Raw genomic sequence first — 13,159 nt, forward strand, 5'->3', positions numbered from 1 at the left:
TATCTTAATACAAAAATGCTTCTTGGTTTTCAAGAAGCATTTTTGTTTTGATCCCTAATTGGCAAGCCATTATTACTTTACTCTCCAAGAACGAACCCAATCGTAATAGGTAGTTCTGTCATCTCTAGATTGTTTCATTCCACCATCTGCCGGAGCAGGATTCCAATCGTAGGTTTCAATTACCATTCTCAATCGCATTTCTAAATCAAAATCTGCTGGAGGTGTAACTTTGTTTACCAATTTTCCATCTAAGAAAAACCAAACCTCGTCTTTGCTTTTCCACCAACATCCATATACGTGATAATCGTCGTACACAGTTCCGTTTGCTATAGCACCTTTAGAAGGGGAATGATCTTTTTTGTAATCACATCCTTCGGGAATGTCTCTACTATGTAAGTTAGAGTTCATTTGTGTACTAAACTTTTGGGTGAATTTTTTATTAGTGGTTGTACGCCCAAAACATTCTTGAATATCCAATTCCGTTGTTCTTCTATCACAACCTTGTACCCCTCTTTTATCATTAATCAACCAAAAGGTAGAAGACATAAAAGTTTTATTTGCTTTCATTCTACACTCATAGTATCCATAGGTCATCCCTTGATGAGATTCTATTTTAGCTCCACCATGGGTGAATTTTTTCCCGTTTTTTTCAATTGGCTCATCTAACTTTTTTGCCGTTACTTGTAAGCTTCCGTCTTGTTGTGAAATATTTTCTTCTTGAAAAAGCCCTGGTGCTCTACCAATCCATCCTCCTGTAGTAATCCATTTGGATTTGTCTATATATTTTTTGTTAAATTCATCAGACATTCCTTTGATAAGCTTCCATTTCTTTCCCTCCAAATCTGGAGCTTGTCCTTCTAAAAAATACGGCCCTTTTTGAGCAAAGCCCATAGTGGTAAAAATTAGAAAAAGAGCAACGATGTGTGTTTTTGTGTTTTGCATAATCTTATTTTTTATAAAACTACATTCGGTAGTCAACACAAAATTAAAACCTAGACTAAGAGATTTCTACTCCATATGTTTTATTGTGTAGTACTGATAAAAATTTTCTTCAAAAAAAAATCACTTTTAACTCAATCCAAACCGCTTACAAGAAACAACTCCCTTTCTAATACTTTACATTTTTAACAAAAATGTATTTGTACTTTATGAATAAAAAAAGATGAGTTTTTGTTACAAAAAGAAATTAGCAGCTTGTAAAACCAATACCTTTTTAGGATATAAATAACTTCTATTTTATTTCTAAAGTTATGTGTTTGCTCTGTATGTCCTTTAAAAAAGTACTGATAGCAAAACAAACACTTTTCAACAGCCGGCCGCCACCTAAACTACCATCCTACATACTAAAAACAAAAAACCCTCTCCTAAACAGGAAAGGGTTTCTAAAAATTTGAGGCGTCGAGCGGATTCGAACCGCTGTACAAGGTTTTGCAGACCTCTGCCTAGCCACTCGGCCACAACGCCAAACAGGTTTGCAAATTTATACAAATTATTGCTTTGAGCAATACTTACTTCTAAAATTTTATCTTTTTTTTGTCATCTCTACGGTTACCGCTTCTACGTCACCACCTATTGGCGGATTTAGCTTAGACAATGCTACTGTTGCACTATCTATCAGAGCAATTTCATCCAACAGACGATTTAAAACGCGCTGCACCACATGCTCTAACAATTCGGAACGACACCCCACTTCTTCCTTTACAATCTTGTTAATATGCACGTAATCTACGGTATCGGAAAGTTTATCTGATTTTGCAGAAGTTGTTAAATCTGCTTCTACAGCCACATCTACACGATAATCTGAACCTATTTTTGCTTCTTCTTGCAAACACCCATGATTGCTATAAATACGAATGTTTTGTACTCTTATTATTCCCATCTTCTTTGCTTTTGTAATACAAAACTACACAATGCTATTATAAATTGAGCTGCTTTGTTATTTTTTGATAATCTTCGGGAGTATCAACATCCAAAATTTCGCGATCTAACACAAAATAATCTACTTTATTTGCATACATGTTTACCACTGCTTTTGCTCCTTCATCATTGTTTAGCTTGCACAAATCTGCAAATACCTCTTTGGCAAATACAGCAGGCACTCCCCTATAATTTTTGCAATCGGTAAGTGTTATTCTATTTTTTCTTTGTTGATGAAAACCAAGCAAAGCAATCAATTCGCTAGCAACAATAGTTGGCTGGTCTGCCAAAATCAACATTGCTTGCTCGTATTTTTTTTGTCGATAAATTTGCGATACGCCATATGCAATAGAACTTCCGATGCCATTTTCCCAGTTTTTATGATGCAAAACTCGCACCTTATACGCATGCAAGTATTGTTCAATTTCACTAGCATAAGCCCCCAACACAACATACACATCTTGATTGGGCACTAGCAAAGCTTGCTGTACTACAAGTGTTAACAACACCTGGTCTTTTATGGGCAACAATTGCTTAGGGCTTCCCATTCTTTTAGAAGCACCAGCTGCTAAAATTAACAAAGCACTTGATTTAGACATGAGTGATTTTTTGTAAAAGTGTTGCTTTTTTATGTGCTTTTGCCAACTGAACGATTTGTGCAGTGATAGATAAAGCTATTTCTTGCGGAGTTTCTGCAGCTATATGCAACCCAGTAGGAGTGTATAAATTTTCTAAAAAAGTTTCAGAAACTTCCATATCCTCGGACAACAAATCATTACAAAGTTGAATACCTCTTTTTTTTGCTCCTAAAACTCCTATGTATAATGACTGTTTGCGTTTTAGTGCTTTTAGAAACAATAAATCTCTAGCATAGTTATGATGCATGAGTACTACTGCTGTTTGGTCATCAAAAGTTAATTCTGAAACATCTCCTGCTGCTTTGTATAAAACGGCATCTGCTCCCGCAAAATCACGCAGTGTTTTGTTTGAGGTTAAGCTTAACACCACGGTTGTTTTCCATCCTAAAAAACGAGCTTGCTGGCTCAATGCAGCCACATCGTGTTCTGCACCCAATATATACAATTGAAACCAAGGTTGAATAGTTTGGTTTAGCACCTCTTTAAACTTTGAGGTTTTGTTTACCGAAAGCGGAAAACTATCCTCTAGACAGTCAACTTTTGTAATACCAGACCATGGCTTTTCTTCTATAGAGTAGTGCGATTTTAACTCAAAACTTTTTCGCTCTTTTATCCAGTATTTTAGTTTTTCTATCTGATGATTTTTCAGTTTCAAAAACTCAATCAACAAGTACAAAGTTCCCTCACATCCTAAGCGAAAACGTCCATCGTAAGTCATAACCTTGGCCTCTTTTGTCTCAAAAACAGATTGAGCCTGTTTCCAAATTTCTTTTTCAACACATCCGCCACTTACCGCTCCTACAAACTCCCCTTTTTTGGTCATAAGCATACGAACCCCTTCTTTTCTGTAAGATGAACCATTTAGTGCTACCAAAGTAATCAATACAGAAGAAACCCCCTGTTCTTTGGCTTGTTGATAAGCTGTAAGTATGTCAAAAAATTCATGATTATTCATTGGCACTTGCTTGTTAATTGTTGCAAAACTACATCACTTCTTTGATACAAAATTCTTATCAATTGCATTTTAAAGAATTTCATTTTCAACTAACAGAAATCTAAACTTCTACTTAACTGTTGTACAAACCATTTTTTGCAAAAGGTTGTTTTCTTAGTCTATTTCCATTGGCAGCAAAAACGGCATTGGCTATTGAAGCTGCAAGCGGTGGTAGTGTTGGCTCTCCCAAGCCTGTTGGTGCTTCCTTACTATCTATAAAGGAAATCTGTATTTCGGGAGCATCTTTCATTCTTCCTAATTTGTATTGATGAAAATTGCTACGCACAGCTATTCCATCTTTTACCAATTGTTCACTATAAAGCGCGTGCCCCAATCCATCAACAATTCCTCCTTCTGCTTGATTCATTGCTCCTAGCTTGTTTACCACAATTCCGCAATCTATGGCACAATATATTTTGGTTACAACAGGTTGATTGTTTTTTATTTCTACTTCTGCAATCTGTGCCACATGGCTGTTATGGCTATAATACGCACTGATTCCTTGGTAAACACCCTCTTTTGTTTTTCCCCACTGAGCATCCTTTGCCACTTTTTTAATCACTGCTTGAAACCTTCTGGGCGAATATTCCATATCATCGTGTTTGTTCTTTTCTGCTTCTTCTAACAAATCCAAACGCATTTGTACTGGGTCTATTTGTAATTCATTTGCCAACTCATCAAAAAAACTTTGTTCTGCAAAGGCTAAAAAATTAGTCACAGGGGCTCGCCATGGAGCTGTTTTTATGTTGCTTTTAATACGGTAAGACTCAAACAAGGTATTGGGAATAGCTCCTTCGGGGAAATAGTTTGCCAACTTGGGCCACATCATATTGTTTACCACCACCTCTTGTAAATGGTAACCCGTTATCTGGTTATTTTTTATTGCCGCTTTTATTTTGTACTTCACTTTTGGCCTATAATATCCTGCGGTCATATCATCCTCTCTACTATAAACTAGTTTTACGGGTTTCTGAATCAGATTAGAAATTTGTGCTGCCTCAATCACGTAGTTTCCTATCAGTCTTCTTCCAAATCCACCTCCAATTCTACACATTTCTATATGCACCTCCTCTTCTTTTCTTTTCAAAGCTCTGGCAACTTGTTTGGCTGTGTTTTCTGGTGTTTGTATAGGGCCTTTTAAATTAACTTTATCTGCTGTTACATGTGCAAAAAAGTTCATAGGTTCCATGGTATTGTGAGCCAAAAAAGGAGCTTCATACACACGTTCAATCACCTGATCTGCTTTTGCAAAGACTTCTGAAACGTTACCTTTTCCTCCTCTTTTTTTAAACTTTCCACTTTCAAAAGCTTGTTCCATTCGATTGTCAAACAAATCAGAATCTTCTTTGTTTTTATTTTCTCGATAGGTAGCTTTCACAGCTTTTTTACCCTGAAAAACATTCCATGTATTGGTTCCAATCACCGCAATATTGTTGTTAAACTGAATGACATCTAGCACTCCGTGCACTTTTTTTGCTTCGGATGCATCTACACTTACCAATATATCTCCAAACTTTTCTGGATGTAGAATAGCTGCATACACCATGCCCTCTTGAGAATAATCCATACCATAAAGTGCATCTCCTTGGGTAATTTTAAAATTATCTACATTGTGTTTACCGCTTCCAACAATGGTAAAATCTTCTGTTTTTTTTAGCGTAATCTTTTGTGGCACTTCTAAGGTTGCAGCTTTAAGCACCAAATCTCCATATCCTTTTTTGTCTCCCTTAGGATGCACAACAAATCCTTGATGGGTTGTACATTTTTCAGGAGCTATGTTCCACTCCATTGCCGCTGCATTTACCAACATTTGCCTGGCAGTAGCTCCCGCTTCTCTTAAAGGCATCCAAGAAAAACGAATGGACTGGCTTCCACCTGCCACCTGACGTTTAAATTTTTTGGTATCTAAATTAGCTTGTACCACACGTACGTGATCCCAAGCTACATCTAACTCTTCTGCAACAATCATCGGCATAGCTGTTTTTACTCCTTGACCAATTTCTGGATTGGGTGCATAAATGGTTACATAACCGTTGAGAGCAATTTCAATATACGCGTTAAATTCGTTATACTCTAAAGCTTCTAGATTGATGGGCTGCTCTTTTTTAGACTGGCAACTTTGTAAAAAATTAACTCCAAAAACCACACCTGTTCCTGAAAGCACAGCTACTTTCAGAAACGTTTTTCTGTCTATATGATGTTGTGTTGACTCCATTATTTTGTTGTTTTTTTAGAAATTTCTACAGCAGTTTGCACTGCTCTTTCAATTCTTTTATAGGTTGCACATCTACAAATGTTTCCGTGCATGGCTTCTTTAATCTCCTCTTGTGATGGGTTCTGGTTTTGAGCCAAAAACGCAGAAGCTGTCATGATTTGGCCAGCCTGACAATATCCGCATTGAGGCACATCAATTTCTCTCCAAGCCAATTGCACTGGATGATTGTTTTTTTCCGACAACCCTTCAATAGTCGTAATTTTTGCCTTGTCTATAATAGAAACAGGCAGCAAACAACTACGTGTTATAATGCCATCCATATGCACCGAACATGCTCCGCACTGCCCTACACCACAACCAAACTTTGTTCCTACCAATTTTAATTCGTCACGTAACACCCATAACAAAGGCGTTTCTCCAGGCACATCTACCGTGTGGGTTTTGTTATTTACTGTTAGTTGTATTTCCATCGTTTGTCTTGTTAGTGTTGTTTGTCTAAAATTAGTTATTTCTTTGTTGTTTTTACCATCCTCAAGAATATTACCAAAATAGATGGATGCTTATTAAAAAATCAACATCATTTATACCGCTTAAAAACATATTTTAACTTGCCAATTTTATCAAACTCTATTCCCTACGTTTTCTGTAAATTTGTGGTTTTAATAGCGTGCTGAATATGACTGAAAAAAAATCATTGAACTTTATTGAACAAATCATAGAAGAAGATTTGGCCAACGGAATGCCTAAAAAAGACTTACGATTCCGTTTTCCTCCAGAACCTAATGGGTATTTGCACATAGGACATGCGGCTTCTATTTGTTTAAATTTTGGGTTGGGTGAAAAATACAATGCCCCCGTAAACCTTCGTTTTGACGACACCAATCCTGCCAAGGAAGAACAAGAATATGTAGATGCCATAAAAAGAGACGTGGCCTGGTTAGGGTTTCAGTGGGATAAAGAATTGTACTCTTCTGATTACTTTCAGCAATTGTATGATTGGGCCATACAACTTATTAAAGATGGCAAAGCCTATGTAGATTTACAATCTTCAGAAGAAATTGCTGCTCAAAAAGGAACCCCTACCGAACCTGGTGTAGCTGGTCCTTACAGAGACACCAGCCCTGATGAAAATTTAGCTTTGTTTCTTAAAATGAAAAATGGTGAATTTGAAGAAGGTCAGGCTATTTTAAGAGCCAAAATAGACATGGCACACAACAACATGCACATGCGCGATCCTATTATGTATCGTATTTTAAAAAAGGCACATCATAGAACAGGTAACGATTGGGTTATTTACCCTATGTACGATTGGACACATGGAGAATCGGACTATCTGGAACAAATTACACACTCTTTGTGTACTTTGGAGTTTAAAAGTCATCGTGATTTGTATGAATGGTATTTAGAACAAGTATACAATCAAAAAAACATCAAACCTAAACAAAGAGAGTTTGCCCGTAGAAATATTAGCTACACAGTTATGAGCAAACGCAAATTGTTGCAATTGGTTAACGAAGGACATGTAGCGGGTTGGGACGACCCACGTATGCCTACCATTTCTGGATTAAGACGTAGAGGCTACACCCCTAACTCGATTAAGAAGTTTAGTGAGGTTGCGGGAATTTCTAAAAGAGACAATGTAACGGATGTAGCATTGTTAGAATTCTGCATAAAAGACGAACTAAACAAAACCGCACCCCGTGTGATGGCTGTTTTAGACCCTGTAAAATTGGTGATAGACAATTATCCACAAGACATGGAAGAAATTTTAATTGCAGAAAACAACCCTGAAGACGAGCAAGCAGGAACCAGAGAGGTTCCATTTGCAAAAGAATTGTACATAGAACGTGAAGACTTTAGAGAACAGGCAAACAAAAAGTTTTTCCGCTTAAAATTAGGTGGTGAAGTTCGTTTAAAAAACGCTTATATCATCAAAGCAGATACGGTTGAGAAAGACGAGCATGGAAACATTACAGTCATTCATTGTACGGCCGACTTAGACTCTCGTTCAGGTTCGGGTACTGAAGCTAGTAAACGTAGAGTAAAAGGAACCATTCATTGGGTAAGTAGCAAACATGCTCTACAAGCAGAGGTTCGTTTGTACGATCGTTTGTTTAAAGACGAAGCTCCTGATAGTCATAAAGACATCGACTTTAAAGAATTTATCAACTCAAATTCTTTGCAGACCATTACAGCCTTGGTAGAACCAAGTTTGCAAGTATCACAGCCTGGAGATCGTTTTCAATTTCAGCGTAAAGGTTATTTTTGTGCCGATGTAGATAGCACATCCAACCAGTTAATTTTTAATCGTACCGTAGGCTTAACCGATTCTTGGGCCAAACAAGAACAAAAAAAACAAGCCCCTACCAGCGACACTAATTACGATGCCATTTTGCCTTTGGCAGCTAAGTACCTAAAAGCACGTTCTAACGAGGATAGAGCGACTCTTTTAGCAACCATAGAACCTTTGGCCAAACAAGTAAACCTTGATGTTTTAAGTAAAAAATTAAGTGAAGCCATTGCCAATAAAGATGTATTGGCAGGTTTGTTAACACTAAAGTTTTTAGGAATTGATACAGACGAACAGCATGCTTTTTTAGGCAAAGCATTGGACATGAAAAATGGAGCTATAAAATTAGAGGCTATTAATTTAACCATAGCTGATAAGAACTTGCTGTCTAAAAATCGAATTCAACTAGAAAGTCTTTTGGCAGACGAAAAGAGTCCCTTTATTAAAGAATTGTTAGAAAATGCTTTGGCATAATCGTTAAAAAAATCGAGAAATAAACCTCTCGATTTTTTTTGATATTCCTCACCTTTTGGCCGATTTGTAATCAATCCATTCGTTAAGCGACTTAAGAAACAATATATTTGATTTTTAACCGAAAAACACAAACATGGTACAAACAATCACAAAACAAGATTTTTTAGATAAAGTATTTAATTTTGAAGCTTCTCAGAAATGGGATTTTGCTGGGGACGTTCCTGCCATCATTGACTTTTATGCAGATTGGTGTGGTCCTTGTAAAGCAGTAGCTCCTGTTTTAGAAGAATTAGAAAAAGAATACGAGGGTAAAATAAACATTTATAAGGTAGATACAGAAGCTGAACAAGAATTAGCTGCAGCTTTTGGTATTCGTTCTATTCCTTCTTTGTTGTTTTGTCCTAAAGGAGAAGAACCACAAATGGCACAAGGTGCTTTGCCTAAACAACAATTTGAACAGTTGATAAAAGATATTTTAAAAGTAGAGAAATAAGATTTTTTACATAAAAAAACAACAGAAAAAGTCACCATTTGGTGGCTTTTCTGTTGTTAACAAGGGTATTACAAAGGGGGTAATTTATGCATTGATTTCTAGTTTAGATTCTAGTTAACAAAATGTAAATTTTGAGTGCTTAAATTTTCTAAATACATCGAAAGTTTAAAAGCAAAGCGTTTAACTTTTAATGTAAGTGATCCTGCGAGCGATACATCTGGGTTTGCAACCTGCTCTATTCGTTCTTGCATTCTATGCTTAATTACACTTGGTAACGTAGCCAAGCAGTTGCTAACAACCACGTTGGCTTTTCTAGCATTGTAAAAAGAAACAACCAAATGATAATTTGCTTCTTTTTTGTAAATGACTACTGGAATAGGTGTAATGAGTTGAATTTTGTTTTTTAAATACAATACATCTAGCTTGTTGGGGCAATGATAAAGGGTAATGGGTCTTTTCATAAAAAAAGGTTTAGGGTATACGTTTAGTTTTATTAGGGTATTTCTAAAAAAACCATACCAGTATGGTTTTAGTAATAACAAAAGTAACTATTTTTTATTACTATGCAAATTTAACTTATGTTTATTTTAATATTTTTCAAAAATTCAACACATTATCTACATATTATGCAATGTTTAGCTAATCAAATGTACATTCTGAATACTTGTATTTTTGAGATAAATAGAAAGTTTAGCATACCAATTGGTTACATTTTGTGTAATTAACTTATAAATTTTAATTTCTGTATCTGTTGTTTTTAAGACACGTTTACGCATTTGCTGCCTGATATTACTAGGTAAAAAAGACAAACTATTTTGAACAATAACATTAATTTTTCTGCTATTGTAATAAGAAACCACCAAGTGATATTCTCCATTTTTTCTATGAATTACCACCGGAACTGGATAGATCAGTTGAATTTTGTTTTTTAAATACCAAGCATCTAACTGATCAGTGCATCGATAAAGTGAGATAGGCTTTTTCATGATTGCAGCTTTTAGGATAAACAATTATTTATTAACAGTGATATAAAACTACATAAGATAATACAATACTAGTATGATTATTATCATAACATTAGTTCTTTTTGATTATTTAAACACAACAACTACCTAAATACAAGAACTTTATGAATTGTTACATTTCTTATTTCAAATAAAAAACCCTCAGTAATTCCTATTATTACTAAGGGTTAAGGGTATAATACTTTTATTGGGGTATGCTATGCTAGCAAATACAATCGTTTGCTTTTATATTATCAAATGTAATTTTTTTTGCATTTATTGATATTGATTAGAATCAAAAATCAAAAATCAAGTCAATATAGTGCTTTTATAAGTATATATAGTACTATTTATAAATATACTATGATACCATAGAATTCTACATATAACTCTACATTAATCTATTATGTATTTTTATAGGATCAAAAAAGCTACGTAACAATTTTAAAAAACACCTAGACTTTTGGGTAAAAGCTCATGTACTTTTTAAGAAAAGCTCAGTAACTTTTGTGTAAAAGTACAGGAGCTTTTAAAAAAAAGGGCATAAACTTTTAAAGAAATCACTGGAGTAAGAACTGTTTGATAGGGCATCTCTTTGAAAAATTATAGAACGATAATTTTTTTATCTAGAAGTATTACACAAACACAACGGCATCATCTTTTATTAACGGTTGGTTGTTAAATCGTAAATACAGTCTGGCCAAAGCCAATACATCTTGCTCGCAATACCTAACAATTCTAGGCAAATCTTTATCTTGATAAAAAACTTTGCCAACCTGACTTCCATCAATATCTCCTTTAGGACTAGGAATTTTTAATAAATATGTGAGTAGTTTTAAAGATGTATAATGTTTGTAATCTCCAAATTTCCAGAGCTCTAGCGTATCTAGGTGTGGAATTTCCCATGGTTTTTTACCAAAAAGATTTAGTGCTTTGGGAAGATCTATTCCGTGGACAACCATTCTACGTGCAATAAAAGGAAAATCAAATTCTTTAGCATTGTGACCACACAACAAATGCTGCGAACTGCTAAAGTGAGTGTCTACTAATTTTTTAAAATCTTTTAGCAATTGCAATTCGTCATCAGAAGCAAAAGAAGTAATTCTTAATGTGTTTTGCGAAAAAAAACCGACCGATATACAGACAATTTTACCAAACTCTGCCCAAATTCCTGCATTGTCGTAAAAGTCTTTGGCAGTAATTTCATCTCCTCTTTTGTACGCAGTTTTGCTGGCAAACAATTCTTGTTCTATAGCAGGTACATGATCGTAGGTAGGATATAGTGATACCGTTTCTATATCTAAAAACAAGATGTTTTCTTTAGAAATTTTAAAATTCATAAACTTTATTGCTAAAGTTAACAAACTAAAGGCAATAAAAAAACCCACCTGTTTAGGTGGGTTTTGAAATATCGTTTAATAAACTCTATTTTCTAATTACTTGATAACAGCTACAGAACCATTAATTTTCACATTAGAGATTACGAATAAATCAGCATCTTTAAATTCGATTTCATTTTCATATCCTTCTAAGTATAAGTTAGTAATTGTAGCTCCAGAAGCTTTCTTGAACTGTAATGCAGTACCTCCAACAGTAGAAACAGCTGTTACGTTAGTAAAAGTTGGATTATTGTTTTCTTTGTCTCCTTCGAAAGCAGTAGAAAATCCAGTATTATTATGTACAATGTTCAAGTTAGTAATACCTCCTGACCATCCTTCAGTCCAGTCAACAGAATCATCAGAGTTATCTTCTAAATGCACTTCAGATGCAGAAACAGCTCCTCCGTAGAACTCAACACCATCATCATCACCATCGATTACAGCAATGTGATTAACTACAGTTTCAGAACCTACTGCACAAAAAGAAATACCATTTGTTTGTGACTCTGAATCGATTTGAGCTCCAGTACCTCTTACTACTAAATACTCAATAGAACCTGAATTATCTGCATTGTCAGTTCCTCCGTAAGGGAAAGCACCAACTTCAAACTCTACATTTAAACCTCCTGTAGAAATACCTTTTCCTAAGATTGTTAAACCTCCCCAGTCTCCTGACTCTCCATTTTCAGAAGAAAATACTACAGGCTCAGTAGCTGTACCTTTTACTACGATTTTAGCTCCCATATCAACTACTAAGTTAATATCAGCACCACCTTTTTTAGCGATTACTTCAGATCCTGCCTCAAAAGTTAAAGTTGCTCCATCCTGTACGTGAATTGTTTTACCTAAATAAACAACACCATCAACAGTTTTGTCAGTAGTTACATCGTCTAATTCTTCTGTAGTACCAGCAGTATAAGTACTAGTCAAAGTAGCATCTTTCCATGCCCACCCAGAAACATCTAATTTAGTCCCAGGAGTGTAGTCTAATTTTCCAATAGTTTTTACTACTGGATCTACAGTGTTTGATGAATCATCGTCTGAACAGCTTACGAACAATGCAGCAACAGCTAACATTGATAAAATTGATTTTTTCATTTTGATAAAATTTTGTTTTCGTTTCAAATTTTGTTTACACAAAGAAACGGTAGAATGTAAAACATGCAGTTAAGCAGGTATTAAGTTGCTGTTAATAATCAATTATTATATGTAAAAAAAATGTAAACAAAAAAAAGCAATAGAACATGTATTCTATTGCTTTTTGACAACTATTCTAAAAAAACTTATCTTTTTTTTGTTTTAGAAAGTATAACTTAAACTAACACCTATATTCACACCTCTTTTATAAGATGAAACAGTTCTTGTAGAAGTACCGCTTCTTCCTGTTACGTCTTGAGTCTGTTCGATATTTGGATTCAATAAGTTTTTAAATGATCCTTTTAATTTTAACTTTTCAGACAATTGTTTTGATACTACTAAATCTAAAGTGACAAAACCTTTTTCAATGATTTCATCATTAAAAATAATATCCTTACTAGCATCACTTTCTGGAGCTCCTAAAGAAAATATTTTATCCGATGAGTAATTTGCGGACAAAGCTGCATTGAATTCATTTTCTTTTTCATCAGAATAATTCAATCCTGCATTGATAATGTAATCTGAAGCACCTGTTAAACCAGACTCTGTAACATCTTTAAATTGGTATACTTCAAATAAGTCTTGCTTATGGTACATATATGTAACATTGGCCTTTCC

General features: G+C 34.9%; 12 protein-coding genes, 1 tRNA gene and 1 pseudogene. 2 read left to right on the plus strand and 12 right to left on the minus strand.

The features are described 5' to 3' along the window. Positions 1–72 precede the first annotated feature (72 nt). The 7 genes from FS85_RS0113915 to FS85_RS0113945 all read right to left on the minus strand — a co-directional run bounded on the left by FS85_RS0113915 (position 73) and on the right by FS85_RS0113945 (position 6,234). Complete coding sequence (locus tag FS85_RS0113915) at positions 73–942, minus strand: family 16 glycosylhydrolase (protein WP_010136977.1); 870 nt, start codon at positions 940–942, stop codon at positions 73–75. 451 nt (positions 943–1,393) lie between these two features. After that, positions 1,394–1,464, minus strand: a tRNA-Cys gene (locus FS85_RS0113920). Between the two features lie 58 nt (positions 1,465–1,522). Continuing rightward, a complete protein-coding gene (folB, locus tag FS85_RS0113925; RefSeq protein WP_010136978.1) occupies positions 1,523–1,879 on the minus strand; it encodes a dihydroneopterin aldolase in 357 nt (118 codons plus the stop codon). A gap of 37 nt (positions 1,880–1,916) precedes the next feature. Further along, positions 1,917–2,516, minus strand: coding sequence for a nucleotidyltransferase family protein (locus FS85_RS0113930; RefSeq protein ID WP_010136979.1), 600 nt, complete (start codon positions 2,514–2,516; stop codon positions 1,917–1,919). After that, positions 2,509–3,510, minus strand: a complete 1,002-nt coding sequence (locus tag FS85_RS0113935) for an XdhC family protein (RefSeq protein WP_010136980.1) — start codon at positions 3,508–3,510, stop codon at positions 2,509–2,511. The genes FS85_RS0113930 and FS85_RS0113935 overlap by 8 nt, the downstream gene beginning before the upstream one ends. 112 nt (positions 3,511–3,622) lie before the next feature. Then, positions 3,623–5,764 carry a xanthine dehydrogenase family protein molybdopterin-binding subunit gene (locus FS85_RS0113940; RefSeq protein WP_010136981.1) on the minus strand — a complete coding sequence of 714 codons (2,142 nt, stop codon included), beginning with the start codon at positions 5,762–5,764 and terminating at the stop codon, positions 3,623–3,625. Beyond that, positions 5,764–6,234 carry a (2Fe-2S)-binding protein gene (locus tag FS85_RS0113945; RefSeq protein WP_010136982.1) on the minus strand — a complete coding sequence of 157 codons (471 nt, stop codon included), beginning with the start codon at positions 6,232–6,234 and terminating at the stop codon, positions 5,764–5,766. The genes FS85_RS0113940 and FS85_RS0113945 overlap by 1 nt, the downstream gene beginning before the upstream one ends. 206 nt (positions 6,235–6,440) lie before the next feature. On the opposite strand from FS85_RS0113945, the gene FS85_RS15835 reads away from it, so the two are divergent. Beyond that, positions 6,441–8,528, plus strand: coding sequence for a glutamine--tRNA ligase/YqeY domain fusion protein (locus tag FS85_RS15835; protein WP_010136983.1), 2,088 nt, complete (start codon positions 6,441–6,443; stop codon positions 8,526–8,528). 133 nt (positions 8,529–8,661) lie between these two features. Next, a complete protein-coding gene (gene trxA, locus FS85_RS0113955; RefSeq protein ID WP_010136985.1) occupies positions 8,662–9,021 on the plus strand; it encodes a thioredoxin in 360 nt (119 codons plus the stop codon). A 110-nt stretch (positions 9,022–9,131) separates the two neighbouring features. Here trxA and FS85_RS0113960 read toward each other — a convergent pair whose 3' ends face one another. The 5 genes and pseudogenes from FS85_RS0113960 to FS85_RS0113980 all read right to left on the minus strand — a co-directional run. After that, positions 9,132–9,482: a hypothetical protein gene (locus FS85_RS0113960; protein ID WP_139062226.1), complete on the minus strand. Its 351-nt coding sequence runs from the start codon at positions 9,480–9,482 to the stop codon at positions 9,132–9,134. Positions 9,483–9,656: 174 nt separating this feature from the next. Beyond that, positions 9,657–10,007 carry a hypothetical protein gene (locus tag FS85_RS0113965; protein ID WP_010136987.1) on the minus strand — a complete coding sequence of 117 codons (351 nt, stop codon included), beginning with the start codon at positions 10,005–10,007 and terminating at the stop codon, positions 9,657–9,659. A gap of 653 nt (positions 10,008–10,660) precedes the next feature. Beyond that, the gene (locus tag FS85_RS0113970) at positions 10,661–11,365 is read right to left on the minus strand and encodes a 3'-5' exonuclease (protein WP_029489502.1); all 705 of its coding nucleotides are present in this window, start codon (positions 11,363–11,365) and stop codon (positions 10,661–10,663) included. A gap of 96 nt (positions 11,366–11,461) precedes the next feature. Then, positions 11,462–12,502: a hypothetical protein gene (locus tag FS85_RS0113975; RefSeq protein WP_139062227.1), complete on the minus strand. Its 1,041-nt coding sequence runs from the start codon at positions 12,500–12,502 to the stop codon at positions 11,462–11,464. Positions 12,503–12,703: 201 nt separating this feature from the next. Next, positions 12,704–13,159, minus strand: a pseudogene (locus FS85_RS0113980) (TonB-dependent receptor); the annotation flags it as partial.

It is taken from the genome of Ochrovirga pacifica, from assembly GCF_000220525.1.
Classification (GTDB): Bacteria; Bacteroidota; Bacteroidia; order Flavobacteriales; family Flavobacteriaceae; genus Ochrovirga; species Ochrovirga pacifica.

Excerpts from the sequence above, each read along its gene's own strand:
- FS85_RS0113960 (WP_139062226.1), bottom strand. The coding sequence starts at position 9,482 with ATGAAAAGACCCATTACCCTTTATCATTGCCCCAACAAGCTAGATGTA.
- FS85_RS0113965 (WP_010136987.1), bottom strand. The coding sequence starts at position 10,007 with ATGAAAAAGCCTATCTCACTTTATCGATGCACTGATCAGTTAGATGCT.
- FS85_RS0113975 (WP_139062227.1), bottom strand. The coding sequence starts at position 12,502 with ATGAAAAAATCAATTTTATCAATGTTAGCTGTTGCTGCATTGTTCGTA.
- FS85_RS0113940 (WP_010136981.1), bottom strand. The coding sequence starts at position 5,764 with ATGGAGTCAACACAACATCATATAGACAGAAAAACGTTTCTGAAAGTA.
- FS85_RS15835 (WP_010136983.1), top strand. The coding sequence starts at position 6,441 with ATGACTGAAAAAAAATCATTGAACTTTATTGAACAAATCATAGAAGAA.
- FS85_RS0113930 (WP_010136979.1), bottom strand. The coding sequence starts at position 2,516 with ATGTCTAAATCAAGTGCTTTGTTAATTTTAGCAGCTGGTGCTTCTAAA.
- FS85_RS0113970 (WP_029489502.1), bottom strand. The coding sequence starts at position 11,365 with ATGAATTTTAAAATTTCTAAAGAAAACATCTTGTTTTTAGATATAGAA.
- trxA (WP_010136985.1), top strand. The coding sequence starts at position 8,662 with ATGGTACAAACAATCACAAAACAAGATTTTTTAGATAAAGTATTTAAT.
- folB (WP_010136978.1), bottom strand. The coding sequence starts at position 1,879 with ATGGGAATAATAAGAGTACAAAACATTCGTATTTATAGCAATCATGGG.
- FS85_RS0113945 (WP_010136982.1), bottom strand. The coding sequence starts at position 6,234 with ATGGAAATACAACTAACAGTAAATAACAAAACCCACACGGTAGATGTG.
- FS85_RS0113935 (WP_010136980.1), bottom strand. The coding sequence starts at position 3,510 with ATGAATAATCATGAATTTTTTGACATACTTACAGCTTATCAACAAGCC.
- FS85_RS0113915 (WP_010136977.1), bottom strand. The coding sequence starts at position 942 with ATGCAAAACACAAAAACACACATCGTTGCTCTTTTTCTAATTTTTACC.